The organism is Flavobacterium foetidum, assembly GCF_004634245.1.
GTDB lineage: Bacteria > Bacteroidota > Bacteroidia > Flavobacteriales > Flavobacteriaceae > Flavobacterium > Flavobacterium foetidum.
In genome coordinates this window covers 1-26,284 of record NZ_SJTF01000020.1, presented here as the reverse complement: position 1 = coordinate 26,284, position 26,284 = coordinate 1, and the positions used below count along the sequence as shown (strand labels likewise).

General features: G+C 36.8%; 22 protein-coding genes. 12 read left to right on the top strand and 10 right to left on the bottom strand.

Features of this window, described 5'->3' with window-relative positions; genetic code table 11:
• The first annotated feature begins 17 nt into the window (after positions 1 to 17).
• The 6 genes from E0W73_RS20065 to E0W73_RS20040 all read left to right on the top strand — a co-directional run bounded on the left by E0W73_RS20065 (position 18) and on the right by E0W73_RS20040 (position 6,723).
• Positions 18 to 2,399, top strand: a complete 2,382-nt coding sequence (locus E0W73_RS20065) for a TonB-dependent receptor (RefSeq protein ID WP_135223827.1) — start codon at positions 18 to 20, stop codon at positions 2,397 to 2,399.
• 50 nt (positions 2,400 to 2,449) lie between these two features.
• Positions 2,450 to 3,151, top strand: a complete 702-nt coding sequence (locus E0W73_RS20060) for an HmuY family protein (RefSeq protein ID WP_244248527.1) — start codon at positions 2,450 to 2,452, stop codon at positions 3,149 to 3,151.
• Positions 3,152 to 3,160: 9 nt separating this feature from the next.
• Positions 3,161 to 3,961 (top strand): HmuY family protein, encoded by an 801-nt coding sequence (locus tag E0W73_RS20055; protein WP_135223825.1) that lies wholly within the window; start codon positions 3,161 to 3,163, stop codon positions 3,959 to 3,961.
• Between the two features lie 14 nt (positions 3,962 to 3,975).
• Positions 3,976 to 4,719 carry a hypothetical protein gene (locus E0W73_RS20050; RefSeq protein WP_135223824.1) on the top strand — a complete coding sequence of 248 codons (744 nt, stop codon included), beginning with the start codon at positions 3,976 to 3,978 and terminating at the stop codon, positions 4,717 to 4,719.
• Between the two features lie 86 nt (positions 4,720 to 4,805).
• Entirely contained in the window at positions 4,806 to 5,471 is a 666-nt protein-coding gene (locus E0W73_RS20045; RefSeq protein ID WP_135223823.1) for a hypothetical protein, read from the top strand.
• Positions 5,472 to 5,697: 226 nt separating this feature from the next.
• Positions 5,698 to 6,723 carry a hypothetical protein gene (locus E0W73_RS20040; RefSeq protein WP_135223822.1) on the top strand — a complete coding sequence of 342 codons (1,026 nt, stop codon included), beginning with the start codon at positions 5,698 to 5,700 and terminating at the stop codon, positions 6,721 to 6,723.
• A gap of 82 nt (positions 6,724 to 6,805) precedes the next feature.
• On the opposite strand, the gene E0W73_RS20035 is transcribed toward E0W73_RS20040, so the two are convergent.
• From E0W73_RS20035 to E0W73_RS20025, 3 genes are all read right to left on the bottom strand, one after another.
• A complete protein-coding gene (locus tag E0W73_RS20035) occupies positions 6,806 to 9,070 on the bottom strand; it encodes an ATP-binding protein (RefSeq protein ID WP_135223821.1) in 2,265 nt (754 codons plus the stop codon).
• Between the two features lie 3 nt (positions 9,071 to 9,073).
• Positions 9,074 to 9,670, bottom strand: coding sequence for a biliverdin-producing heme oxygenase (locus E0W73_RS20030; protein WP_135223820.1), 597 nt, complete (start codon positions 9,668 to 9,670; stop codon positions 9,074 to 9,076).
• 164 nt (positions 9,671 to 9,834) lie between these two features.
• Positions 9,835 to 10,731, bottom strand: a complete 897-nt coding sequence (locus tag E0W73_RS20025; protein ID WP_135223819.1) for a carbohydrate kinase family protein — start codon at positions 10,729 to 10,731, stop codon at positions 9,835 to 9,837.
• 186 nt (positions 10,732 to 10,917) lie between these two features.
• Here E0W73_RS20025 and E0W73_RS20020 point away from each other — a divergent pair, with 186 nt between their 5' ends.
• Positions 10,918 to 11,568, top strand: a complete 651-nt coding sequence (locus E0W73_RS20020; RefSeq protein ID WP_135223818.1) for a hypothetical protein — start codon at positions 10,918 to 10,920, stop codon at positions 11,566 to 11,568.
• 66 nt (positions 11,569 to 11,634) lie between these two features.
• Here the strand turns inward: E0W73_RS20020 and E0W73_RS20015 are convergent, their stop codons facing one another.
• The 7 genes from E0W73_RS20015 to E0W73_RS19985 all read right to left on the bottom strand — a co-directional run bounded on the left by E0W73_RS20015 (position 11,635) and on the right by E0W73_RS19985 (position 18,165).
• Positions 11,635 to 12,459 carry a DUF4249 domain-containing protein gene (locus tag E0W73_RS20015; protein WP_244248526.1) on the bottom strand — a complete coding sequence of 275 codons (825 nt, stop codon included), beginning with the start codon at positions 12,457 to 12,459 and terminating at the stop codon, positions 11,635 to 11,637.
• A 5-nt stretch (positions 12,460 to 12,464) separates the two neighbouring features.
• Positions 12,465 to 15,077 carry a TonB-dependent receptor gene (locus E0W73_RS20010; protein ID WP_135223816.1) on the bottom strand — a complete coding sequence of 871 codons (2,613 nt, stop codon included), beginning with the start codon at positions 15,075 to 15,077 and terminating at the stop codon, positions 12,465 to 12,467.
• Positions 15,078 to 15,178: 101 nt separating this feature from the next.
• On the bottom strand, positions 15,179 to 16,024 hold the full coding sequence (locus E0W73_RS20005; protein WP_135223815.1) for a FecR family protein: 846 nt from the start codon (positions 16,022 to 16,024) through the stop codon (positions 15,179 to 15,181).
• Positions 16,006 to 16,251 carry a hypothetical protein gene (locus E0W73_RS20000; RefSeq protein WP_244248525.1) on the bottom strand — a complete coding sequence of 82 codons (246 nt, stop codon included), beginning with the start codon at positions 16,249 to 16,251 and terminating at the stop codon, positions 16,006 to 16,008. The genes E0W73_RS20005 and E0W73_RS20000 overlap by 19 nt, the downstream gene beginning before the upstream one ends.
• Before the next feature lie 41 nt (positions 16,252 to 16,292).
• Positions 16,293 to 16,814, bottom strand: a complete 522-nt coding sequence (locus tag E0W73_RS19995; RefSeq protein WP_135223814.1) for an RNA polymerase sigma factor — start codon at positions 16,812 to 16,814, stop codon at positions 16,293 to 16,295.
• A 227-nt stretch (positions 16,815 to 17,041) separates the two neighbouring features.
• A complete protein-coding gene (locus E0W73_RS19990; RefSeq protein WP_135223813.1) occupies positions 17,042 to 17,686 on the bottom strand; it encodes an NAD(P)H-binding protein in 645 nt (214 codons plus the stop codon).
• 116 nt (positions 17,687 to 17,802) lie between these two features.
• Positions 17,803 to 18,165 carry a hypothetical protein gene (locus tag E0W73_RS19985; RefSeq protein WP_135223812.1) on the bottom strand — a complete coding sequence of 121 codons (363 nt, stop codon included), beginning with the start codon at positions 18,163 to 18,165 and terminating at the stop codon, positions 17,803 to 17,805.
• 309 nt (positions 18,166 to 18,474) lie between these two features.
• On the opposite strand from E0W73_RS19985, the gene E0W73_RS19980 reads away from it, so the two are divergent.
• The 5 genes from E0W73_RS19980 (at position 18,475) to E0W73_RS19960 (ending at position 25,721) form a co-directional block, all read left to right on the top strand.
• Entirely contained in the window at positions 18,475 to 18,834 is a 360-nt protein-coding gene (locus tag E0W73_RS19980) for a hypothetical protein (RefSeq protein ID WP_135223811.1), read from the top strand.
• A 224-nt stretch (positions 18,835 to 19,058) separates the two neighbouring features.
• On the top strand, positions 19,059 to 20,147 hold the full coding sequence (locus E0W73_RS19975; RefSeq protein ID WP_244248524.1) for an efflux RND transporter periplasmic adaptor subunit: 1,089 nt from the start codon (positions 19,059 to 19,061) through the stop codon (positions 20,145 to 20,147).
• A gap of 56 nt (positions 20,148 to 20,203) precedes the next feature.
• Positions 20,204 to 23,320 (top strand): efflux RND transporter permease subunit, encoded by a 3,117-nt coding sequence (locus tag E0W73_RS19970; RefSeq protein ID WP_135223810.1) that lies wholly within the window; start codon positions 20,204 to 20,206, stop codon positions 23,318 to 23,320.
• Positions 23,321 to 23,512: 192 nt separating this feature from the next.
• Positions 23,513 to 25,003 carry a TolC family protein gene (locus E0W73_RS19965; RefSeq protein ID WP_135223809.1) on the top strand — a complete coding sequence of 497 codons (1,491 nt, stop codon included), beginning with the start codon at positions 23,513 to 23,515 and terminating at the stop codon, positions 25,001 to 25,003.
• 157 nt (positions 25,004 to 25,160) lie between these two features.
• The gene (locus tag E0W73_RS19960) at positions 25,161 to 25,721 is read left to right on the top strand and encodes a Crp/Fnr family transcriptional regulator (protein WP_135223808.1); all 561 of its coding nucleotides are present in this window, start codon (positions 25,161 to 25,163) and stop codon (positions 25,719 to 25,721) included.
• Positions 25,722 to 26,284: the final 563 nt, after the last annotated feature.

The following is a 26,284-nucleotide window of genomic DNA, read 5'->3' as shown; positions in this document are numbered from 1 at the left end:
TTTGACCAAAAATAGAAATGAAACCTAAAAGCCAGAAAAAGCCTCTTAAGAATGTTATCAATGTCTTTCTTTTACTCACCCTATTTTCGGTAAATGCACAAAAAAACATAAGCGGTTTTATTTATCATTCGCAGAAACCTCTAGAAAATGCAATTGTACAGCTCGAGCCTTCAAACAAAACAACACATACAAATGCAGACGGTTCTTTTACGTTTTTTGGACTATCAGATGGCACTTATATCATAAAAGTAACGAGTATGGGGTTTAAAGAATACAGACACAAAATCATCTTAAACGGGCAACAAACAGCACCGCTGCAGATTGACATGGAGGCGGGTATTGACCTTAACGAAGTCAGTATCCTAAACAAAAGCCGAAGTGCCAAAAACAATCCCGAAAATTTGATTAATGCACAATACAGCGCAATGCCCGTCACAATTATAGATCGTAAAGCCATCGAACTCATGGGAAGCAGAAGACTTGATGAAGTTCTGAAAGAGCAAACCGGAATAGCAATTGTCAACAACATTAGTGGTGGCGCAAGATCGGTTGGCGTGCAGATGCAGGGTTTTGGAAGCGAATACATTATGGTGCTTATTGACGGCCAGCCGATGGTTGGAAGAAACAACGGCAATTTTGATCTTTCTAGGATTAGCGTCTCCAATATTGAACGAATTGAAATCATAAAAGGTGCTTCCTCAAGTCTTTATGGTAGCGAAGCTCTCGGGGGCACTATTAATATTATAACGAGACACGGTGTTGTTGAGCCTCAATTACAAGCTGCTGTAAGTTATGGAACCTTAAACATTATGGATGCGGTTTTAGAAGGAGAAACTCCTTTTTCAAAAAACAAAGGAACTCTAAATCTTGCTACCAATTATTACAGTACAGACGGTTTTAACACCAATTCAAAATACATAAACGGCACCACTTCTCCACCCTACGACAATTACAGTCTTCAAGGAAGATCACGTTATCAATTGGGTGAAAAAAGTTTTCTCAATTTTAGCGGCCGATATGGGTTAAGACGTTCCTTTATGCGAAAAGATTTTGGTCTGGGCCACATTTCAGGAGATAATCAAGACGAACAAGATCTTAATCTTTCTCTTTCTTTTGATCATCGTTTTTCTAATAATCTCAGAAGCATTACCAGATATTACCTAACCTTTTACAGTGCAGACATGAGTGTCGCTTGGCAAGAAAGCACAACTCATACTAGTCAGGATGTTTTTAAGCAGACTTTGCATCGTATCGAACAGCAATTTTCTTACAGCGGTACTCGCTCTTATGAACTTGTGGGCGGATTTGGTGGCAGCTTAGAAAATATGAACGATGATGCGCTGACAAATGTAAACTCACTACGCACCTTTTTCTCCTATATTCAGGGTGAATGGTCGCCTATCAAAAAACTAAAAGCTGTTGGAGGTTTACGTTATGACTATACTAATAATTTTGGAGGAAGAATCAATCCAAGCTTTGGACTTCAATATTTCATAAACGACAAAATCACATTTAAGACGGGAATCGGAACTGGTTTTAAAGCTCCAGATTTTAAAACCAATTATTTAGTTTTTTACAATTCAAACAGTAATTATCTTGTTATAGGAAATGCTGTTCTTGCTCCGACTTTGCAGCAATTGCAAAATGAAGGGCAAATAAGCGAAACAAGACAATATGTTCTGAATCAAGCCGCTGGAAAACTTGAGGCAGAAAAAAGCACCTCTTATAATGCTGGATTGGTTTTCGAACCTTCAAAAGCGCTAAAAGTCGAAGGTTCAGCATTCTTTCATAAAATAACCAATCAGATTAATAGTATTCAGGTTGCCACTGGTACTAATAATCAGATTATTTATACCTACCAGAACCTTCCGGAAACGGTTAATAAGGGATTCGAAATCGGCTTCAAATCTAGTCCGTTCAATAATTTGCAAATAAATGCCGGCTATCAATATCTAATTGCAAAAGATCTAAGCGTAAAAGACAGCATTAGAGCCAACAAATGGCCTTACAATCAAAACATTCATGATCCAGCAACTGGAAATTCATACAAACCCCGCCCATCTGATTATTGGGGTATAGAAAATCGTTCGCGCCATATGGCTAATGCAGCCGTTTTTTACCGTTATGAGCCTTGGAAAATCAATGCTAACATTCGAGTAAATTTTAGAGGGAAATACCCGTTTGGAGACCGCAACGGCAATCAGTTTATAGACAAATACGACACTTTCGTGAAAGATTATTGGCTGATGAATGCCAACATCGAAAAAAAACTGCTTAAAGATCATCTCAGCATCCGTTTCACCGCCGAAAACATTTTTGATTATACCGATCCGCTGATGCCCGGACAGCCTGGACGCATACTGCTTGCAGGCGTAAGCTACAGTTTCTTTAAAGATTAATAAGAATTAACCAACATACTCAAATCCTAATAATGATAACAGCTCAAACAATGAAAAAATGGCGCAACACACTGCTTTTGCTGACAGCAGTAACCTTAACTGCTTGCAGCAGCAATGAAGATGACAACAACGCATCTCTTTCAGACGGAAAAAGCACCGTAATTACAGATCTTGCAGGAGATACGGGAGCTTCCATGGGAGGCAATACAGATGGAAAACAGCAACGATCTTTCCATACCTTCCTCTTTCGCTTAAGCGACAAAAAACAAATATGGCTGCATACCAAAGCAGATTCTGCTCAATACATGAAAACTGCCGACTGGGATCTTGCTTTTACTGGTCCGTACAACAGCGAAGTGTATGTAAACAGCTCTAAGCATCAATACAATCCCGGTTATGAGGGGCCAGTTCAAAATACTGCTGTCATTAAAATTGATCAAGCTTATGCTAATGTGAGCCAGGCTCCAGCAGACAGTGATTTTGATAAAAGCGAAGTTACCAAGATTGGCTGGTCTTCTTCTGAAAGCTCTGCTGGCTGGTTTTATTACAGCCTCAGCAGCCACATTATGCAGGCTGTTCCCGATCGTACTTACGCAATAAGGCTTCCGAACGGAAAATATGCAAAACTGCAGCTTATCAATGCCTATAAAGGAAATCCTCCCGCAGTAACCGACCTAAACTGGCCTGCTCCCTATTTTACCTTTAGATATTTTGTACAGCACGACGGCAGTAAAAATTTAAGCACAAAATAATATAAACACATGAAAAGAATCAAAACCATAATTGAAAAACTTCCAAAAAGCATTTTAGCTCTTATTATGATAAGCGTCCTAACAGCATGCTCATCAGACGATAATCAGGCCGAATCAGAAAATGGTACTGAAAATCCGGATACCGAGGTACCTGATAATGGTCTTTTTTATAAAGTAATCAGCGTAAAAAACTTTCAAGGAAGCACCTCTGATGAAAATCCAACAGCACCTTCGGCAACGCTTTATTACAGCTTAGAAGAAAATAAACCTGTCGAAGGTTCGTATAAAAAAACCAAAAAATGGGATATGGCTTTCGGCGGACTGTACGCTAGTTTCTTGTCTGGAAATAACGGTAATGACACTAAAAACAATGGTTATCAGGCAGGTGGCGTGGGCGGTATTGCTATTGTTGCAAAACCTTTTAATGAAGTTGTAGATATTCCGGCCGATAGTCAGTTTAAAACCGGAATAGACCTTGTTGGTACAGACGATGCAGGTTCTTTTGGTGCTGGTACAGGATGGTACTTGTATGATTTTGATGGCATTGTAGTATCTGATGGAAAAAATCCTCAAAAGGCCCACGTAGCATATGCGCTTGGAGATCCGTTGACTTTGTTTAACGGAACCATTATTCCGGCGAGAACTATTATTCTTAAAACCGCAAACGGAAATTATGCCAAAATAAAAATGAGATCTGTTTACAAAGACCTCTATAATTCGGCAGAATGGTTTAGAGATTCGCCGCACATGTACTATTCTTTTGATTATGTAATGGTTCCGAAAGGAAGCACCAAATTTGAGATAAAATAACCAATCCTAATCTTATGCACCCTTTAATCAACAAATTAAAAACCACTTTCTTTTTTTCTGTTTTTACTTTTTCGGCACTATTAACTTCCTGTGATAACGAGGAAGAAAGATGGACAGATGTAAAAGAAGAAACAAAAACAGAGATTATTACCGATCTTGATGCTAGAAGAATCATCTCTTTTAAAGTAACAAATCCGGGCGAAACGCAAGCCATACATAGCGTTGTGAATAATCTGGACAAAACCATAACGGTATATCTCCCGTCTTATTATGAATATCAGCACTTAGAAACCGCTATTACGCTTCCAGAAAAAACCACGATTACGCCGGCGGCTACAGAATTGATTCCGGTATTCAGCAAAACACCTGTAACCTATACGACAAAAGCGGCAGACGGAACTACAGCCGTTTATACGGTAAAAGTAGTAATACAGCAGCCGGAACTAATTTTAGATGATTTATCTACTGCAACGACAACATCTTCATTGTCGGTATTTGGCGTCGTTACGATAAAAGGCCAAAATTTTGTTCCATCTTATGAAGTTACTAAACTTTTTGTAGTAGATGCGCAAGGAAATAAAAAACTACAATTAAAGCAATATAATGAAGGACTCGATATTACGACATTCACCATCAAATATGTTTTTGGAGCTACCACATTTGCAGAAACAGGCCTAGAAACCAATACCGATTACTGGCTGATGATCGAAAGTTATAATTTATCGAAAACCATGAAATATCCTGTAAGATTTAGATAAATGAATCAGAATTAAAATAAAAAATGCCTGTATTGAATGCGAGGGTAATGCGATAAGCCAACTAATCTACTAAATAATAAATAATTATGAAAAAAGTAATTTTATCAATTATAGCATTGGCTGCTATTTCATTAACATCTTGCAGCTCTGAGGATCAGACTGCTGAATTACAAGGAACTGCGGGACAGCAATCAACCAGTAAAACCGCTAAAAAATCGGCTCTTGAATTATGTGAAGTGACGGAAACATCTGTAACAGTAAACAGATGGCAGGCTCCTTCGTCTACCTACACAAATTGGACTCCTGTAGCAGCAACTATCGGCAGCGTTAATGTAGAATGGGAAGGAATTTATGGTGCGTCTATACGTCCTGTAGGCAATACCGACAATTGGTACGTTGGTACCGTTGAGCTAGAAAAAGTATGCGATGACTGGGATGTTTGGAAAAGCACTATCGATGTTAAAAATGCTAATCTAGGTACTGCTCCAACAGACAAATATAATGTGCTAGGATATAATGGAACTATTTCAGGATCTAATTATGGACTGGGATATTACTCTTACAATCCTATCAGTCACATCATGACGCCAGAAAAAGCTATTGTAATCTGGAAATCAACAGGAACAGGATTGAACTCACAATCTATAACTGTTCCTTCTGCTGCATCTGAAGTGTATTTGGTTAAAGTTACCGCTGTTACGCCGGGAGCTTCGAGCAGTACAATAAGCTACAACTGGACCAAAGTTTTATAACTCACAACAATGTAAAAATAACATGGGATCATGATATAATCTAAAGTAATGCAGTCCAGCTGACCGGCAATCACTGCAAAATACATTTCCTATAACATTCTCCCATGATTGTCAAACGGCCTTATTACCGTAAGCATTGAAAATACAGGCATTTTAAAAATAAAAACCCGCAATCAATGAGGGCAAAATTAATAAATAATCGTTTAAAAATAAAACCAATACCATCATGACCCAAAAAAACAATTTCTCCTTGCTTTTTACCGGAATTCTGTTTTTGTCTATACTCTTTTTGTCCTGCGATACAGAATATATCGACAAGGTAAATACAATTCCTGGAGATGTGGTTCAAGTTCCCGGCTATACGCAAATAGAATCTTTTACGATTAAAGACACAAAAGACAATTCTATAAGCGCCGCATTGACAGAAGACAATATTGTTGTTACATGGAGCAATCATCTCGTTCTTCCTGAAACCATTAAACCCGAAATTATTCTTGGAACCGAAGCCTCTATAAGTCCTGCATCGGGAACCGAAGTTCCTTTTAAGGATGGAACAGTTTATACGGTTACTTCAAAAGCTGGAACCACAAAAAAATATACCTTAAAGATAGATTTCAGACAAAAAGAACCTACAGCTTGGGTTGGTGGAGCCGAAACGTTGTATAAAGGTCTTTTACAGAAAAAAATTAATTCTGCTATTGGAGGCACAACCGCTATAGACAACCTTTGGCTGAGCATAAAAGACAGTCGCGTTTATTTCGTTTCGGCGACAGACCAAAAAGAGTACACCTCAGAAATAGTCTTTATGGGTATCGAGGCCTCTCCTTCAATATATACACAGTATGGCGTCTATTATTTTCTCCCTGAAAACATTCCCCCTGGAATGTACGATTTGCGTATAAAAAACGGTGCGTATACAATGCAGGCAGTAAATGAAGAAGGAAGATTTAAAATCAGTATTGAAGAACCCACATACTTTTCTGTTGAAAGGTACGGCACTCCAAGCGAAAAACAGGCGGGCGAAACAATAGAAATAAGAGGAGGACTGCTAAATACCTTAACTTCTGCAGAAGTTTATGTAAGTACGGCTAGCTCAGTTACCTATCCTTTAGAGATTGTAAGCCTTACCCCCTACAGAGCAGTATTAAAAATTCCTGCAGGTACTCCTGCGGGAACGTATAACAGAATCAGATTTAGAAATACGCTTAGCAGCAGTCTATCTGTAACGGCTTATACGCTCACAATAAAGTAATTCTGTTTTTTTTATGAAAGCCTTTAGCTGTACATAATCAGTTAGAGGCTTTGTCCTTTTTTTAAGAAATAAAAATCCTAAATTACATGAGCGTATCAAGAGGATCGCACGGAAAATAAATTGTGATTGCGGTTCCTATGCCTGGTTTGCCTTCAGCATGAATCGTTCCTCCTACGGCCTGCATGATTTTTTTGCACAGAGCAAGACCAATTCCCGACCCTGTATATTCCTGCTGATTATGCAATCGTGTAAATACTTTGAAAATTGAATCGGCGTACTTTTGGTCAAAACCAATTCCGTTATCAGAAAAACGGATCCAATGACAGTAGATTTTATCCGAATAGCTTACCAGCTCAGGTTCTTGAGAAGCGGTTATCTTTATGAGGGGAGTTCTTTCTGGAGCAGCGTATTTTAGAGAATTCTGAATAATATTAGAAAACAACTGACGCATCAGAAAACCGATTGCATGCACTTCTGGAAGATTTTCGTTTTCAATAACTGCATTGCTCTCAGAAATCATTTCGCTCATTTCTTCCTTTGTAACTTTCAAAATATAATTTAAATCAATTTTGTGCAGCGTATCTCTTGTATTCTTGATACGTGTATACTTAAGAAGATCCTCGAGTAAAACTCTCATTCGGGCAGCTGAATTTAACACACGCTGTAGCGAATGTGAAATAGACTCGATGGAAACTACATCTAATTCAGACATCATTTTAGAAGTAATCAGCTGAATTTTGCGAAGCGGTTCCTGCAAATCGTGCGTACTGATCCAGTTTATGTTTTCTAGTTCCGAATTGGTTTCGCGCAGTACTTCACTTTGGGTTCTATACTTTTCTTCTTCTTCGCTCAACATAATAACCATAAGCAGTGTATGTAATGCGTGCGCATATTGAGTTGCGGCATACACTTCGTACTGTTTCCATGTGCTGCTTTGATTTTTCACAATCTGTTTCCAGATATTAAACGAATTTCTAGGATGAAGTCCCTTGCTGTCTTTTACAATACTTTTCTCAGGATCGCCACCCCAGCTAATCTCCGATACCGTTTCTGGCTTAAACCAGATGATATGGTCACTGCTTCCAAGTGCATGATAAAGAATTCCTGCAGTATCTGAAAGTTCGATTTCAGGGAAAAGATTTTTTAGTTTATTGGTAACCAATGGCGAACTTGCCTTTTGTTCTGTGATAAGCTCAAGCAGTTTTGTAATCTCTTCATCAGAAGGCGTTAACCCGCTTTTATAGATTTTATCTCTGCTGATTACAGAAACGCCCGCTGCATTACAGATGTGCAACAATTGCGGCACTTCAATAATAGTTGCTAATGCTTGTTTTAAAACAGGAAATTCTAGGCTCGTCAACTGCTCAAGAGCTAGTGTTGTCTTCTTAGCATTCTCATTTTCGTCATTAGACTCTCTGATATCGATTTGAGAAGTTATGAATTGCCCTTGCAGTTTGGCCGCTAGTCTTATTTCTGGCGATAGATTCTTTTTCGAATAATGATGGCAGGCAATAAGTCCCCAGAGACGGTCGCGATGAATAAGCGAAATGGTCAGTGTTGCGCCAACTCCCATGTTTTTGAGATATTGTACGTGAATTGGTGATGTACTTCTGAGAATTGAAAGACTTAAATCGAGATTTTTTTCTTCCTTGTCGTCAATAGTAAAAATCGGTACCGGTTCATATTCGACATCTACTATCAATCTGAGCTGATTTCGGATATACAACTCCCTGGCTTGTGCAGGAATATCCGTATGCGGATAATGCAATCCTAAAAAAGGTTCAAGATCATCTCGGCAACTTTCGGCAAAAACCTCACCGTTATACTGTTCATCAAAACGATAAATCATTACGCGGTCATAGCCAGTTATCTCTCGTGTAGCTTCGGCAACAAGCGCACATAAATCCTTAAGCGATTTGGTATTGTTCATCTGATTCACAAACTGAATGGTCTGTGTATAAACATCAGCCAGTTTTTCTCTGCTGAACAAAGTTTCTGCTTCGAGAACGTAAATGTCAAAACTCTTATGAATGCTGATTTGAAACAATTTACCCTGAAGCTCTATTTCAAGAGGAAATGCATTCTGAATTTTATCGTCGTTTATATAGGTAAAAAGTTGTTTTTCTGCATCCTTTCCAAAGACATCAGAAAACTTTTTCCCTAATGCTTGGGTATAGCGTACGTCAACAAAATCAGCTATATTACTGGTACAGAATTCAATTTTCCAATTTAAATCTACGCCTATTAAAAAACCATGCGGCTGAATCTGTCCAGGAATGTGTATGGGTTCATGCTCGCAATTGGTCAACGTAACAATATCACGATTGACTATATCCTTAATCTTCATTCTTTATCTAGTCTGGAAATGTTTATAAATACTATCAAACGCATAAACTGCACCTTCTACGATATCACTTCCGCAATTATGCTTTTCTTCATAAGCTTCGAGCATAGCCAGAAATGATTTCCAGAAACTTCCTGTTTTATCTCCATAACCAGAAAAATAACGTACTCCTCGTTCTCCAGAAAGCATTGGATTTTTTGTTACGTTTTTTAGAATAAATCTTCCTCCAAGAGTAGACCCTTCAATAACATAAAAGATTCCGAGAGCAAAAGGGATGCTTACATTTATGTTATTAAAAACGTTTGTAAAATCTGTTTTCGTATAATTAAGAAAGGAAAGGTCATCTTCTATGAGATGTTTCTTTTTTCTCTGATCCAAATCTTCTATCACATCAGTAAGCAACGGAAAAACATATTCTTCAGTACTTTTGTGCACATCCAGCATTAAGCTTAAATAATGCGTGTAATCTTCGATATTCATATCTGGAGACAAAATAGAAGAAGACACCGGAAGGTTTTCTAATTTTTTATGGGAATCAGCAGTCTGTGTTTTTAAATCTGAAAGAAAACTCGAGGATATAGAAGAAGTCAGATCGGTGCTCATAATGGATTATATTGTTTTATTTGGAAGAGATACAGTTGGCTGCTCCTTAAAGCAAATTTATAAAAAAAACATTGCCCTTTTTTATATTTTGTTCAATTATCTTTTTATTGTGTAAACTGTTTCTTTTTTTATTAATTCAGGATAGTTTTTAAAATTTAAGGAAACTATTTTTTCATAAGTTCATTGATTCTGTCTGCAGTTATTTCGGGATTGGCTCCTGCCGAAGCAGCTACAAGCGCACCAACCGCACAGGCAAAATCTATAGCTTCTTGAGGCTCTTTGCCACTTAATAGCGAAGTTGTAAGCGAAGCGAGAAAGGAATCTCCTGCTCCAACAGTGTCGACTACTTTAACAGGATAACCATCATTAGTGTACAACTTGCCCTCCCAATACAATGAGGCGCCGTCTTTCCCTTTGGTTACGCATATACCTTTCGTATTTGTTTTCTCGGAGATAAACGTAATATTATCCTCAATGGTACTGTAGGGAGAGTGCATCGCTTGAGCTACTTCTAGTATCTCTTCATCATTAAATTTCACAAAGTCAGCAGATTGCATTAATTGCTGAATGATTTCGTACGTATAATGCGGTTTTCTTAAATTCACATCAAAAACTTTGTAAACGTCTTTCTGCAATAGTTTTTCTAGAGTAGTTCTGGAAACATGATCTCTGCAGACTAAGCTTCCGTAAATCAGTACATCCGCTTCAGAAACCAGTTTTTCTGCCTCTACTGTCAATTCGATCTTATCCCAAGCCGATGGGTAGCTAATTTCATAAGTTGCAGAACCGCTTTCGTCTAAGGTAACCAAAACCAGCCCTGTTGCAAATTTTTCAGATTTTATGATAGATTGTTTATCAAGTCCGAGATTTTGGATATGATGGATAATCGCTTCTCCATCTGCATCATTTCCGACACAGCTTATAATGGCAGCATCACAGCCGAACGTTTTCATTCTCAAGGCGACATTCAGTGGTGCACCGCCTATTTTTTTTTCATTTTCAAAAACATCCCAAAGGACCTCGCCATAAGATACCGTTTTAAGGCTTTTTTTGTTATTCATTATAAATGGTATTGTATTATTCTAAATTTCCTTGTACTAGGACAGCTGTAATTTTTAAAGATAACACATTTTTTTTTACCAATCAGCGATGTTTGAGCAATCCTAAGAGATTTTTAAGAAAAAAAACTGATTTTTTGAAAACTTATTTATATTTGAGATGCATTTCTACTAAAGCCAAACTGTTTTATGTTTAAAAATAATCTCATTTCTTGCATCCTTATTTTATGCATTTTTTCTTGTAATCGCGTAGAGAAAAAAACATCTCCGTCTCCAAAAGACAGTTTAGAAAATGCGAAAGAAGACAGTTCGCAAATTGCGACAAAAGCGCCAAATGAAGAATATTTTGATTATTCGAATACGGTAATTAATGAAGAATTTAATGATTCTATTTTCGCAAAATTCTCAGATTTATCAAGTGAGGATAAATTTACTCTTAACATTCCTGTTGGAAATATAAAAGAGACCATAACTGTATTTAAAATATTTAATAGTGCCGGCGAAGTAATTTATGAAAAATCGTTTCAGACATCTTATATCATTAACGGTTATCATCTCATACATATTAAAAGCGATGAAGAGCTTGAACGTTATATTTTGGATAGAGCAAGAGAGATTTTAAACGCAGATAATCTAACGGATATAAGCAATAGAAGTGAAATTAAAGACGATCCTGTTCTAGGCGCTGCTCCAGAAGATTTTATAGATTACAATGCATTTTTAGAATGCCAAAAAGAAAAAAGGCCTTTATTCGCCATTTCGTTGGCTGAAGAAGATACGACATATCTCGGCTATTCTGATAAATTGCAAAAAGTAGTGGAAGTTACAGCATGTTGCTAAACTGCCACAATGCATCTGAAATAAGAAAACTAATCTCAGATGCATTCGACTATTTAGTGTAAAAATTTATTTTACCAGATAAGAAACCTGATCCGCTTCGCAAAGCCTGAAATATCCTAGAGCGAAATCTGCAGAATTAGTTGTATTTACAATGTTTCCGCGAATATTTCCTGGCGGAATCGAAAAAGGGCTTCCTCCATAAACTTGCAGGACTAATTTCATATAATTATAAAAGTTTTTTGAAATACCCCTGTGCGTAATTGATACGGTATTTCCCGCTTTCATGTCTTCATCAGAAAATCGGGTAGGGATATCATTGCCGTTAAACAATTCATCATCTGTCAGCTCGTATTCCGGATACAAAAGAAATTCACTTCTATAATCTGTCAGATAATAATTCATTTCAGCAGCTGGATCTTTATAATAAAAAGTCAGTTCGATAATGTCTTTACCATCAAAATCAGGGATAATTTGCTGTTCTACCTTATCTATCGCTGTCACCGAAGTGAGTTTTTCTACGGCTGTAAAAGTTTGTCCTTCTGCGGTCACATACAAAGTATAGGTCATATTGATAACCGGAACAAAATTGGTACACACATATTCTCCTGGAGTAGTCTCGTTAAAAGTAAAAACATCGCCATCAGTATTCTCTACCCTAACCTGCGCGCCCGAAACCTTTGGAACAACATTATCATAATAAGGAGCCATTTTGCTTATTTTGATGACCTGTTCGTTGCCCGATGTCCCTTTTTTCCAAATAAGTTCGGCATCGATTACAATTTTTGCTTCTCCGTTTTCTAAGTCCAGATTGACCACATCTTCGCAGGAAGAAAAAAGCATTACGCAGCACAAACTCAATAATGCAACTAGTTTTTTATTTATTATTCTCATCTTCATTAAAATTTAAAATTATAAGAAACCCCTGGAACTATTCCGAAAATAGAAAGCCTTCTGGTTTCATTTGCTCCTGTATCCTCATTTGTTGTAAAGGTTATAGAGGCAGCATTTTTTCTGTTGTAGATATTATAAATACTGAAAACCCAGTAACTCTGCCAACCTTTCTTTTTATCTGGTTTTGGCGTGTATGTCGCAGCAAGATCCAAGTGATGATAAAGCGGTAATCTGTTTTCATTTCGCAAAGAATAATTCGGGATGTTAATTCCTCCAAACTCATAGTAACCGTTTGCAAATGTAACAGGTTGTCCTGATTGCAATGAAAAATTACCATTAAAAGACCATTTCGGACTTAACTCGTAACTTCCCACAATATTTAAATTATGAAGTTTATCATAGCCCGACAAATACCAGTCTCCATTTGCAATTCCGGGTTCTTGCGGTGTTCTTCCTGGAGTTTTTTGTTCAGCTCGAGACAGCGTATACGAAACCCAACCTGTCAAAAGGCCTTTATTTTTTCTAAAAAGCAATTCCATTCCGTACGAACGGGCTTTTCCTGTCAAAATAACCTGTTCAATATTGTTATTGGCCAAAATATCCGCACCGTCTATATAATCGATACGGTTTTGGATCTTCTTGTAAAACAATTCTCCTTCAAAAGAGTAAACTCCCTCATTGAAATTCTTGAAGTATCCCAAAGCATATTGATCCAAAAGCTGCGGCTTTGTAAACGGCCCGCTCGGAGTCCAGATATTCATTGGCATCGGCGACTGCGTGTTAGACAACATATGAATGTATTGCGCCATTCTGTTATAACTTGCTTTTACAGAATTGTTGTCATCAAATGCAAATGACAATGCCGCGCGAGGCTCCAAATTGTCAAACTTGCTAATGGTCTTACCTTTTCCGTAAAAGATGCTTCCGTTGGGTGTTCCTTCTTCGTAAATATTGTATAACGGATTGTAAACAACTGCTTTTCCGTCTTCATAAGTACTAATTTCTTCGCTTCCTAAACGATAAAACATACTATAGCGAAGTCCGTATCTAAGATTTAGTTTTTCTGTAATCTGATGTTCAAAATCTAGATATGCAGAAGATTCAAAAGCATATTTTTTGTCGAGCTGTTTGTAATTAAATTGAGAGTCTGAACTTGTTGGCTGTACAGTTCCTGGATTAAAATTGTAATACTGACCGTCGATTCCGTAATTCAGTTTCAACTTATCGGTCAGCGTATGATTCCATCCATACTTCAGTCCATAAGCTTGTATGTTGCTGTCCCATTCAAAATTTTCGGTTGGTATGCCAAGATTGAATTTGTAATCACTGTAAAAGGCAGATAAACTCGTGTTGATATTATCGGAAAATTTATGTTTCCAGTTCAAGATCCCCATTGTATTTCCGTAAGTACTGGAAAAACGGTCGTTTATGTCAAAAACATCGTTTCCGAAATAACCTGAAAAAGAAAGCGAGTTTTTATCATTAAAACGATAATTCAGCTTGGCATTCAAATCATAAAACATAGCCGAATTATTATTGTCGGCAAGTTTTAAAAATAAGTGTGCATACGACGTACGTCCAGCGACAATAAATGATCCTTTTTCCTTTTGAATAGGCCCTTGAACCAATAAGCGACTCGATATCAAACCAATACCTCCGTTTACTTTATAATTTTCAAAATCTCCAGTCTGTTGATTTACATCGAGAACAGAGGAAACACGACCACCATATTTTGAAGGAATACCTCCTTTGTATAAATCTAAACTGCTTACAGCATCTGCATTAAAAACAGAGAAAAAACCAAACATATGCGAATCTCCATAAACCGGCGCACCATCTAAAAGAATCAGATTTTGGTCGGCTGCTCCCCCACGAACATTAAACCCAGAAGAAACTTCTCCCGCATTTGTAACTCCGGGCAATGTGAGCAATGATTTTAAAGGATCTGGTTCTCCCATAGGAGCCGGAATTCTTTTAATTTCTGCCATAGAAAGCTTATTGACACTCATTTGGGTATTTTTAATGTCGACCGCTTTTGTTGTGGTTACAATTACCTGCTCCAATTCCTGACTGTCGGCTTCCATATTAAAATCTATTTTAGCATCGTCAGAAACGGTAATCTCTTTTTCCTTGTTTCTAAATCCCACATAGCTAATCAAGACAGTATAACTTCCTTTTTCAATATCCATCGAAAACATTCCGTTTTGGTCTGTCGTAGCTCCCGAAGCGAGTTCTTTGATAAAAACATTCGCACCAATAACAGGTTCTTTATTATCATCAACAACATGCCCCATCAATTTGATTTTTCTTCTAGGCGTTTTTGCCGATTTTTGCTTTACAAAAATATTGCTTCCGGCAATTGAGAACTGAACTGATGAATTTTTATTCAGCTCTTTTAGTACTTCTTTGATGTCTGTATTGGTGTATGTCTTTTTATGCAAGAAATATTTCTGGCTTGTATCAATCTGATCTGTAAACGCAAATTTTAAATCGGTCTGACTTTCAATCTGTCTGAAAAACTCTTTAAGCGTCAAATTCTGATCGACGGTGACCGTAACGTTTTGGGAAAACAAACTTAAACTGAATAAAAAAAAGCATGCTGAAATTATATGCTTCATGAAATTTTGTATTTTTGAATTATTATTATACGGAAAGCGCTCTGCTTTCCTGATTATGAGGAGGATGTGTAGTTTCGCGGCTAGTGCATCCTTTTTCTTTTCTAATGAAAAGAGATTTGTTTTGACTCTTCGTTTATTTCAAAGTCTAAATCATACATTTCTGATATTAATTGAACAATAGTTTTTAGGTCTTCTTTTTTGTTTATTCTTACCGTAATTCTCTGATTCGCAAATTCCTGAGGAACAATTATTTTGTAACCATAGTTTTTTTCTATGTAATGGCCTACTCCAGCCAGTTTTTCGTTTTCAAAATCGGTAAATCTGTTAAATTCTTCTACCTCGGCAATTTTATCCGCATAAATAAATTTGTCTCCTGGTTTTAGTATCCATTTTTGAGATAACCCTTTAACATTCATCTGTACACGACCCTCGTAAAGCTCCACAATTACATTATCTTTAGCATTGCTTCTAACTATAAATGAAGTTCCTAATACAGTCGTCGTAGTTTGGCTGCAAAAAACCTGAAATGGGTGTTTTTTATCTTTCGTAACTTTAAAATAGGCCTCGCCTTCGATTTCGATTTTTCTGTTTTGAACAAAATTGGCCGCATATTTTATTTGAGAGGACGGACTTAAATCAACTTTAGAACTATCAGGCAGCACTACTGTTTTTATTTCAGAAGTGGTGTTTGCTATTACAGTCTCGCCCGCAAAACTCCCATTTTGAATTGGACTATTCGTAAAGTAAAGCGTTGTTCCGATAAAAAGAAAAAGCAATATCGAAGCGGCCACAGCATAATAATGCCAGGTTCTGAGCCTTTTTTTCTTAGGAGCAAAAGTTTTAGATCGAAATGTTTCCCAAGAAGCTTGTTTGGCTTGGTCTGAATGAGGAACAGGGCTTTCATCCCAGATTTTCTGTAATTCCTCGTCTAATTTTTTTTCGTCCATGCCTTAGAAGTATTAAGTTTTTGACAATAAAAACCCTGTTTGCTCAAAACACCGTACACTAATTCCTTAATATCTCTTCTGGTTTCTATTTTTAAGATATGATCCTGATCTTCCAGATCAAAATTCATTTTACAATCAGAAATAACAAATTGTAGAATAAGCAGAATAAAACCTGCATCTTCCTTTGTTTTTATATCTGTTTTATAAGCTTCGATACGCATTTTCATATTCCCGTTTTTATCTATAACAAACGAGAACAGAAAAGTTCCTAATGGTTTTCGATTTTTTTTCGAATAAATTTACTGGCAAGATAAATATGATTGGCAATAGTCTTTTCAGAAAGATCTGTAAGCTCTGCAATCTCCTTATAGCTAAGGTTTTCCAGTTTATGAAGTGTAAATATTTTTTGTTGTTGTTCTGGAAGCTGCTCAATAAAGGCATACAACTGGCGGCTTCTTTCTTCAAAATCACTAGTATCAGGTTCTTCTTCTCCAACCTCTACCTTAATTGGATCAAGCTGAATGATTTTATTCTCCCTGTTTAAATGATTAATGATAATATTTTTGCAGATTACAAATAATTGCTTGTCAAACAAAACCTCTTCGTTTAATAATTCTCTTTTATCGTAAAGCCTGATAAAAGTCTCTTGCACAAAATCTTCTGGAGCAAGCATTGTAAAATCAAATCTTCTGGCAACACTGATCAGTTTATCATAATAGTTTAGATAAGCTTCTTTGAAAGAAGCCTCGGTACCTTTTTTTAAACTTTTTATAAACTTTTTGTTGTCCATACTTGAAATATGATCCCTAATTTTAAACTCGATGAAACCAATAATATTGTGTTCATTTCATTCTAGTCGTTCTGAACTCACGAACGGCTTCATTTAAACTTAGCAGAAAATTCAGTACAAATAACAGAAAATTAATTTATTTAAAATATGATTTTCGTACAGCTTTTCAGTAAAAGTCCAACCAAGTCAAAATGTTTTTACATTTAGACCGCTGTTCTAAGATTTTGTTACAAATTCAGTTCAAAAATTTTGTTCAATTCAACAATCGAATTCCCTCTAGAAAACAATCTGGGTGAGATCGCAAGCTTTTGTGCCAAAACAGCTGTCGGCAATGGTTTGAATTTTCGAAACAAACCTAAAGAATTGAAAACACTGAGCACAACGGCAGAAATCTTTTCGCCTGCGCGATCAGAATCAGGACGCAGCAGAAGCCCTGGCCTAAAAACAATATATTGCTCAAAGTGAAGCGCCGCAATTTTATCTTCTAATTTTCCTTTTAGCTGCGAATAAAACACATTGCTTTTTGCAGAAGCTCCGTAAGCAGAAAGAAGTATAAATGAATTTATGCCGTTTGCTTTTGCGATTTCAGCAAATTGGAGCGGCATATCAAAATCGATTTTAGTCTGGCTTTCCTTGGAGCCGGCATCTTTTAACGTTGTTCCCAGACATGAAAATATAACATCTCCTACAATCAAATCCTTGCTGTCCCGAATTGCCGTAAAATCAATTATATGTTCTACAAGTTTAGGATTTTGTCTGCCTGTTGGTTTTCTTACAAAAATCACAACAGTAGTATAAAACGGGTCTGCCAAAAGTTCATCTACAAGAAATCGACCAGTTGCTCCTGTTGCTCCAATTACTAATGCTTTCATAATCTCGATTGTTAGATTTTCAAAAAAGAATCATTTATCAAAAATACTTAATAGAAATATATCGTAAGAAAAAAAGAAGCCTCTTGAAGCTTCTTTCATTTTAGTTATTCTTTTAATTATTTCTTCTTTTTATAACTCTTTTTCAGAGAATCTGAAGCTTTTGTGTTCGTATAAGTCGCACCATCTTTTGCGCTTTCTCCCGGCCCGCTTCCGGTTCCTTCGCTAGTTTTTGATGAAGCGTCACTAGAATTGCCGCTTATAGAAGCTGCTCCTGTATTAGAATCATCCGGATCTCCGCCTTCGTTTTGGTTCGAAGCATTATCAAGCGATGTAGTATCAGGGACCGTATTGGTACTGTCGGTAGGTGTTTGTACTGTTTCTATTTCATCGCTATAACCGTCATTATTATTCTTGCAAGAAAATAAAAAACAGCCCAAAGCTATAATTGATAACATTTTGAATTTGACTAAAGATTTCATGAAATTATTTTTTAGGGTTTGTAAATTCAAATTTAAAGCCTCTTAATCAATTATCTTTACATGATTAGTACTCTCTTTTATAGAATTAACGATTGAGATAAGGTGTAGTGCAATGCGGATTATAATTTTAAATTAAGTCGCTATTTTTTCATTTCTTGAAAAATCCAACATTTAAGGTTATCATATTCTTAATTTTTTGCAGTTTTTAAATAATTTTAAGAATCATTCTTTTTCAAATTATTATATTTGGCGCACATTAAACTAGACCAACGCTGTTTTTTGTACTATTAAATTGCTGCTTTATCATACATGAAACCTATAAAGTTCCTATATATTGTTTTACTTTCGTTGCTTTCTTTTTTCAGAAGCACCGAGACGTATCAGCAGCAGGCATATCTGAGCCATTGCATTACGCATGACAGCGTTACGACAGACGATAATCTTATACATACGCCCGACTTTTCTTCTTCCAAAAATCTGGAAGTTCATTATAACATTAAAAAGAAAATAAAATCTAGGGCTACCACATTGGAGCAAAGCACCATAAAAGCTCCTTATTTTAGCAACTTGATTAACTTCAAGCTTTACAAAAAAAGCTTAATTTATGGTATAGCTTCTATATACCAAGTCGAAAGGCATACCTATCTGCATTTGTACCAATTATTCTAGATTGCGGCTTCTTGATGTTTTTATATAATTAATTCAGAAAACCTGAACTGTTTCTTCTTTTACCTTCACCTAGTAATTGGAGTAATCGTTTTACATCAAAAACATTTCAAACACGGAACTTCTAAAAAGCGTCCGTAACATATCTATTTTAAAAATCCAAATTCATACTCCCTGTATTTAATTTATCAAGGGAGAAAATTTATTTATTCAAAATTAAAAACCTAATGATGAGCATTTATAAAAATCCATTTCTTTTATGCACCTTGGCTTTATTCGTTTTAGTCTCGTGTGGCGATAAAAACAAAAAGAATTCAGACAATATCAAAACAGTTCCTGTTTATAAAGTTACCCTAAAAGACACCATCGTTTCGAGCAAATTTGTTGCCGATGTACATGCTAAAAACAATGTCGAAATTCATGTTCGAATTCCTGGCCTTTTAGATAAAGTGTACGTTAGCGAAGGACAAAAAGTAAAAAAAGGACAAATCCTTTTTAAAATTAGCGATGTTGAACTTCAGATTCAGCTTCTAAAAGCGGAGGCTGTTTATAAAAACGCAAAAGCCGATTTAAGAATCGCTACAGTAGAACTGGAACAAGCACAAACGCTTTTCAATAAAAAAGTGATTGCTGATAAGGAATTAGAATTATCTAAAGCAAAATATGAAGCCGCTTCTGCTAAAGTAGCGCATGCAGCTGCCGAAAAGAAAGCCATTGACCAGCAAATCAGTTTTACCACAATCCGCGCGCCTTTTGACGGAACGATTGACCGAATTCCGTTTAAAGAAGGAAGTTTAGTAGAAAACGGTTCGTTATTGACTACTGTTTCTCAATTAGACGATGTATACGCCTATTTCTCAATTCCTGAGAATACCTATTTCCAAATGATGGAAGACAAAACCTTAAATACCCAAGGTGATATAAAACTAGTATTGCCAAACGGTCAAGTTTACGACCAAAAAGGAGAACTAAGAACTGCCGACGGAGAAATCGACAGACAGACCGGTTCTATTCAGTACAAAGCAAAATTTCACAATCCACAAGGATTTATCAAACATGGAACTTCTGGTAAGCTGATTATCTCAGAGCCTAAAACCAACGCTATATTAATTCCGCAGAAAGCTGTATTTTCTATTCAGGACAAACAATACGTTTTCCGCGTGAACAAAGATGGAGTAGTTAAAATGACAAATGTTACAGTTGAAACCACTCTTGATGATGTTTATATCTTGAATGATGGTCTTAAAAATGACGACCTGATTGTACAAGAAGGAACACAATCATTGAGAGACGGCGATAAAATCAACATGAAATAAATGTTGGTTATCGACTTGTAGAACAGTTATTTAATTATTTATCTAAAAATTTAAAAATGATAGAGTTATTTATCAGAAGGAAAATATTGTCATTAATCATCTCGGTTATGATAGTCCTTCTGGGATTGCTGGCGTTGTTTCAGCTTCCCATTACCCAATTCCCCGATATTGTACCACCGTCTGTAACCGTTACAGCAAAATATACAGGAGCCAACGCAGAGGTTTCTGCCAATGCCGTTGCCCTACCTTTAGAAAGAGCCATAAATGGAGTTCCCGGAATGACGTATATGTCGACCGTAACTTCTAATGACGGTTTGACCCTAATTCAGGTTTTCTTTGAAGTAGGAACCGATCCCGATCTTGCAGCGGTAAACGTACAGAACCGTGTAACCACAATACTTGACGAACTTCCTGAAGAGGTTATCCGTGCCGGAGTTACGACCGAAAAAGAAGTAAATAGTATGTTGATGTACTTGAACATCACGAGCACCGACAAAACTCAGGATGAGCAGTTTATTTTCAACTTTACCGATATTAATATTCTTCAGGAATTAAAACGTATTGATGGTGTCGGACGTGCCGAAATCATGGGGCAGAAAGAATATTCGATGCGTGTCTGGCTGGATCCGCAAAAGATGCTTTCGTATAACATTTCGGCAAATGAAGTCATTGCTTCGCTTCAAAAACAGAACATTTCTGCTGCGCCTGGTAAAGTAGGTGAAGGTTCAGGTCAAATGGACAATCAGCTGCAATATGTAATCAAGTATGGCGGAAAATTCTTTGAGCCAAAACAATACGAGGAAATTCCGTTAAGAGCCAATGCAGACGGAACTATCTTAAGATTAAAAGACATTTCGAAAATAGAATTTGGCGCAATGAGCTACGGAATGGTTTCTAAAACCGACGGAAAACCTTCTGCATCGATTATGCTAAAACAACGTCCGGGCTCAAACGCTTCTGAAGTTATTGCGAGCGTAAAAGAAAAAATGGCAGAATTAAAGGTTTCTTCTTTCCCTCCTGGAATGGAATACAATATCGCTTATGATGTATCTCGTTTCCTTGACGCTTCTATTCACGAAGTATTAAGAACTTTGGTAGAAGCCTTTATATTGGTGGCTTTTGTGGTTTTTCTTTTCCTTCAAGATTGGAGGTCGACTTTAATTCCTGTATTAGCAGTTCCTGTAGCGCTTATTGGTTCGTTTACTTTTATGTCGATGATGGGATTCTCAATCAATTTATTGACGCTTTTTGCTTTGGTGCTTTCCATCGGAATCGTGGTCGATAACGCGATTGTCGTTGTCGAAGCCGTTCACGTAAAAATATCCGAAGAACATATGTCGCCAATGGAAGCTACCATTAGTGCGATGAAAGAAATTACAGGTGCCGTAATTGCGATTACGATTGTAATGGCCGCGGTATTTATTCCTGTTGCTTTTTTGAGCGGACCAGTTGGGGTTTTCTACAGGCAGTTCTCGCTGACAATGGCAATTAGTATTGTGATTTCGGGGGTCAACGCACTTACCCTTACTCCTGCCCTTTGTGCTATTATGCTGAAAGCGCATGATCCTAATAAAGAGAAAAAATCCTTATTAGGCAGATTCTTCCATAGATTCAACAATTGGTTCGATAACATTACTTCAAAATACATCAAGGTATTAGTAAGATTTGCGGATCGCAATACCGTAACTGTTGGATTATTAGTGCTGTTCTGTATTTTAACTTGGGGAACAACGAGATTTTTAGCGTCAGGATTCATCCCAACTGAAGATCAGGGAATGGTGTATGTGAGTGTTACAACACCACAAGGAGCAACGGTAGAACGTACCGAAAAAGCTCTAGACGAAGTAACCAAAATTGCTCAAGGCATTAAAGGTGTAGACAACGTAACGACTCTTGCTGGATACAGTATTGTAACCGAAATTGCCGGGGCTTCGTACGGAATGGGAATGATCAACCTGAAAGACTGGAGCGAACGTGATATTTCGGTTACCGAATTTATGGCCGAACTGACAGAAAAAACAAAAAACATTACCGATGCACAAATCGAAATCTTTGCGCCTCCAACAGTTCCTGGTTTTGGTAATACGAGTGGTTTTGAGCTTCGTTTATTAGATAAATCTGGAGGAAGTATCACCAATACCGATAAAGTAACCAAAGAATTCATCAAAGAATTGAATGCTTCGCCAGAAATTCAGAACTCTTTTTCGAGTTTTGATGCCACTTTCCCACAATATTTAATTCATATTGATTATGATTTGGCTGCCAAAAAAGGAATTTCGGTAGATAATGCGATGTCTACTCTGCAAACCATGTTAGGTTCTTTTTATGCTACCAATTTTATCCGTTTCTCTCAAATGTACAAAGTGATGGTTCAGGCGAGTCCGCAATTCCGCCAAAATCCAGAAAGCATTCTGGATATGTATTTGAAGAATGAGGCGGGCGAAATGGTTCCGTTTTCTACTTTCATTAAACTAGAAAGAGTTTACGGCCCAGAAGTTTTAACGCGTTACAACATGTATATGTCGGCTATGATCAACGGCGAACCTGCTGAAGGCTACAGTTCTGGAGATGCGATTGCCGCCGTTGAAAGAATTGCTGCCGAAAAATTGCCAAGCCGTTTTGAATTAGAATGGTCGGGTATGACGCGTGAGGAGATTCTGTCGGGTAACCAAACCATATACATTTTTGGGCTTTGTATACTTTTCGTTTACTTATTGCTTGCTGCTCAATACGAAAGTTTATTGCTTCCGTTCCCTGTTTTATTAAGCCTTCCCGTTGGAGTTTTCGGTTCTTATATTGCACTTGTAATGGTCGGATTGGATAATAATATTTACGCACAAGTAGCACTCGTCATGCTGATCGGTCTGCTCGCCAAAAACGCCATTCTGATTGTAGAGTTTGCGATGGCACAAAACAAAATCGGACGCGATATTGTCGAAGCCGCGATTGAAGGAGCAAGACTTCGTTTCCGTCCAATTTTAATGACATCATTTGCATTTATTTCAGGATTGATTCCGCTGTGTATCGCTTCTGGCGCGGGTGCTATCGGAAACCGTTCGATTGGTACCGCAGCTGCGGGCGGCATGTTAATAGGAACTGTATTTGGTCTTTTGATTATTCCTGGACTTTATATACTGTTTGCGAAATTGGAAAAACGAATGAGTAAATCTTAATGTGCATTTTTTGAAACACATAGAATCATAGGATTTAGTGGGCTTAGAAAAGGCGTTTCACTTTTCTAAAAGTCACATAGCTCTATGTTTTAGAAACTAGTTTCTTTCAATTCCCTTTTGAAAATAAAAATCTATGTTTCTATGTGTTAAAATAAAAATTTAGACAAAAGATTGAACAAATAAAATTAAACAATGAAAGATCTATTAAATCAATATAAAAATGCTGATGTTCAGTTTCTAAGGACAACCAAAAATGCCGTTGTAATAACCGGTGTTTTACTTTTGACAGCTTGTTCTGCGCCAAAAGTCAGTACTAAATTAGATGCGGCAAAACTTCCTGAGAATTTTGACGCACAGCGAAAAGAAGTTTCTACCAATGATTTTATCCCATTAAAAACGGAAAACTTTTTTAAAGACCCGAAATTAGAAGCATTGCTAAAAAAAGCCATTGCCAAAAATCCGGATTATTTAATCATGCAGGAGCGAATCTTGATTGCCAATTCGCATTTAAAAGTAGCAAAATTGGCACTGCTTCCTTCCTTAGATCTTGTGGCAGATGCTTCTGGAACACATTTCGGAAAATATACCATGGAAGGCGTTGGTAATTTTGATACGAACTTTTCTCAAAACATTACCGAAAAACAAAGAATCAACGAAGATGTTACGCCTAATCTCTTTTTGGGTGGAAAAGTTTCGTGGGAAGCTGATATTTGGGGCAAACTAAGCAACCGCAAAAAAGCGGCGCAACAAAGGTATTTTGCTTCTCAGCAAGGAATGCGATTATTGCAGACAAGACTTTTAAGTGATATCGCCGATTTGTATTTCAAACTGATAGCACTAGACAAGCAAGCCGCGATTTATGACAACAATTTAAAAACGCAGGAAAGAGCATTGGATATCGTTTCGGCACAAAGGTCGGTAGGAAAAGCGACTGAATTGGCCGTACAGCAGTTTAATGCACAAAACAATAATATTCATGCCGAAGCTTCGGAGTTAAAATTAAGCATCGATCAGACCGAAAAAGCTTTATTGACACTTTTGGGCGAATATGGCGCTAAAATTGAAAGAAGCAGCGATTTTTTGGCGGGGCATTTGGAAGTTCTAAATCAAAAAATCAGCGTCGATTCTATCATTCACAAAAGGCCTGATGTGTCTGAGGCTTATTTCGAATTATTAGCGAGCAATGCCGATGCAAAATCGGCTCGTGCTGCCTTTTTCCCAACTTTAAATTTGGGTGGTTATGCAGGATTTAATTCGTTCTCTTTCAATACTATTTTTGATGTTGGTTCTTTTGCTTGGCAGATTCTAGGCGGACTAACAGCTCCTGTTTTCAATAAAGGGCAAATCAAGCAAGAGTTTTATGTGTCCAACAGAAGACAGGAAATTTCATTCCTTCAATATCAAAACAGTGTAACGACGGCTTTCAATGAATTGAGCGCTTTACTGCACAGAAATGAAGCCTACGAAGATGTTTTGAAGTACAAATTAAAAGAAATCGATCATCTCGAAATAGCCGTAAACGTATCAAATGACTTGTATTTGAGCGGTTATGCCAATTATCTAGAAATCATCAATGCACAGAAAAACAAACTGCAGGCAGAACTTGATTTTGTTGATATTCAGCTCAGAAACGCAAATTCTCAGGTCCTATTGTACAAAGCTTTGGGCGGAGGAATAAATTAGTTATATGTTGGTCGAAAAATTGTTTCTGAATAATAGCTCATCACAGAAGCAGTTTTACATCCCATTTCTACTCTGAAATGGGATTTTTTTTATTTATAATAGAACGCTTTTGCCGTTTAGTTTTTACCTTTATTCTATAATTTCTAAAATCCCATTGATGGATATCTCCAAAATTCTCGATTACATACACCAGCTTCCTGAACGGTCTAAATTGGCACTGCAAAACAATGTCAGCGAAATAGCTTTCCCGAAAGGGCATATTTTACTAAAAGCCAACAAGATAGAATCGAATATTTATTTTATAAAAAAAGGATTGGTAAGAGCCTTTGTTGAAAGAGACAACGAGGTCACTTTCTGGTTCGGAAAAGAAGGTGAAACCATTATTTCGATGAAAAGTTATGTTGAAGAACAGCCTGGTTATGAAACTATCGAACTACTGGAAGACTGCGAATTGTATGAACTCAAAACGGAAAATCTTAGAAAACTCTTTAATGAAGATGTTCATATAGCCAATTGGGGACGAAAATTTGCAGAAAAAGAATTAATCAAAACGGAAGAACGTCTTATTTCTAAACAATTCAAAAATGCTTCTGAACGTTATTTGGAATTAATGAAAGATCATCCTGAATTATTGCAAAGGGTTCAATTAGGGCATATTGCCTCATATTTAGGAATCACTCAAGTCAGCTTAAGCAGAATTCGAGCCGAATTAAAATAACCCATTAAGTTTTTTTTAATTATACCCTCAAATATCTAAATCTGTGTAAATCTGCTTTAATCTGTCTAAATCTGCGGGAAAAAATCCTTACCCAAAAAGTATTTCACGCAGATTTTAAAAGATTTTAGCAGATTAAATTAGATTTTTTTAATTCTATCCTCAAATATCTAAATCTGCGCAAATCTGCTTTAATCTGTCTAAATCTGCGGGAAAAAATCCTTACCCAAAAAGTATTTCACGCAGATTTTAAAAGATTTTAGCAGATTAAATTAGATTTTTTTAATTCTATCCTCAAATATCTAAATCTGTGAAAATCTGCTTAATCTGTCTAAATCTGCGGGAAAAAATCCTTACACGGAAAGTATTTCACGCAGATTTTAAAAGATTTCAGCAGATTAAATTAGATTTTTTTAAGATTAACTCATCAATTTATATCTGTGTAAATCTGCTTAATCTGTCTAAATCTGCGTGAAAAATCCTTAAACGAAAAGTATTTCACGCAGATTTTAAAAGATTTTAGCAGATTAAATTAGATTTTTTTAATTCTATCCTCAAATATCTAA

Excerpts from the sequence above, each read along its gene's own strand:
- E0W73_RS20005 (WP_135223815.1), bottom strand. The coding sequence starts at position 16,024 with ATGGACGAAAAAAAATTAGACGAGGAATTACAGAAAATCTGGGATGAA.
- E0W73_RS20050 (WP_135223824.1), top strand. The coding sequence starts at position 3,976 with ATGCACCCTTTAATCAACAAATTAAAAACCACTTTCTTTTTTTCTGTT.
- E0W73_RS20035 (WP_135223821.1), bottom strand. The coding sequence starts at position 9,070 with ATGAAGATTAAGGATATAGTCAATCGTGATATTGTTACGTTGACCAAT.
- E0W73_RS19985 (WP_135223812.1), bottom strand. The coding sequence starts at position 18,165 with ATGAAATCTTTAGTCAAATTCAAAATGTTATCAATTATAGCTTTGGGC.
- E0W73_RS20030 (WP_135223820.1), bottom strand. The coding sequence starts at position 9,670 with ATGAGCACCGATCTGACTTCTTCTATATCCTCGAGTTTTCTTTCAGAT.
- E0W73_RS19970 (WP_135223810.1), top strand. The coding sequence starts at position 20,204 with ATGATAGAGTTATTTATCAGAAGGAAAATATTGTCATTAATCATCTCG.
- E0W73_RS19980 (WP_135223811.1), top strand. The coding sequence starts at position 18,475 with ATGAAACCTATAAAGTTCCTATATATTGTTTTACTTTCGTTGCTTTCT.
- E0W73_RS19975 (WP_244248524.1), top strand. The coding sequence starts at position 19,059 with ATGATGAGCATTTATAAAAATCCATTTCTTTTATGCACCTTGGCTTTA.
- E0W73_RS20060 (WP_244248527.1), top strand. The coding sequence starts at position 2,450 with ATGAAAAAATGGCGCAACACACTGCTTTTGCTGACAGCAGTAACCTTA.
- E0W73_RS19990 (WP_135223813.1), bottom strand. The coding sequence starts at position 17,686 with ATGAAAGCATTAGTAATTGGAGCAACAGGAGCAACTGGTCGATTTCTT.
- E0W73_RS20040 (WP_135223822.1), top strand. The coding sequence starts at position 5,698 with ATGACCCAAAAAAACAATTTCTCCTTGCTTTTTACCGGAATTCTGTTT.
- E0W73_RS20065 (WP_135223827.1), top strand. The coding sequence starts at position 18 with ATGAAACCTAAAAGCCAGAAAAAGCCTCTTAAGAATGTTATCAATGTC.
- E0W73_RS19965 (WP_135223809.1), top strand. The coding sequence starts at position 23,513 with ATGAAAGATCTATTAAATCAATATAAAAATGCTGATGTTCAGTTTCTA.
- E0W73_RS20045 (WP_135223823.1), top strand. The coding sequence starts at position 4,806 with ATGAAAAAAGTAATTTTATCAATTATAGCATTGGCTGCTATTTCATTA.
- E0W73_RS20000 (WP_244248525.1), bottom strand. The coding sequence starts at position 16,251 with ATGAAAATGCGTATCGAAGCTTATAAAACAGATATAAAAACAAAGGAA.
- E0W73_RS19960 (WP_135223808.1), top strand. The coding sequence starts at position 25,161 with ATGGATATCTCCAAAATTCTCGATTACATACACCAGCTTCCTGAACGG.
- E0W73_RS20025 (WP_135223819.1), bottom strand. The coding sequence starts at position 10,731 with ATGAATAACAAAAAAAGCCTTAAAACGGTATCTTATGGCGAGGTCCTT.
- E0W73_RS20020 (WP_135223818.1), top strand. The coding sequence starts at position 10,918 with ATGTTTAAAAATAATCTCATTTCTTGCATCCTTATTTTATGCATTTTT.
- E0W73_RS20015 (WP_244248526.1), bottom strand. The coding sequence starts at position 12,459 with ATGAGAATAATAAATAAAAAACTAGTTGCATTATTGAGTTTGTGCTGC.
- E0W73_RS20010 (WP_135223816.1), bottom strand. The coding sequence starts at position 15,077 with ATGAAGCATATAATTTCAGCATGCTTTTTTTTATTCAGTTTAAGTTTG.
- E0W73_RS20055 (WP_135223825.1), top strand. The coding sequence starts at position 3,161 with ATGAAAAGAATCAAAACCATAATTGAAAAACTTCCAAAAAGCATTTTA.
- E0W73_RS19995 (WP_135223814.1), bottom strand. The coding sequence starts at position 16,814 with ATGGACAACAAAAAGTTTATAAAAAGTTTAAAAAAAGGTACCGAGGCT.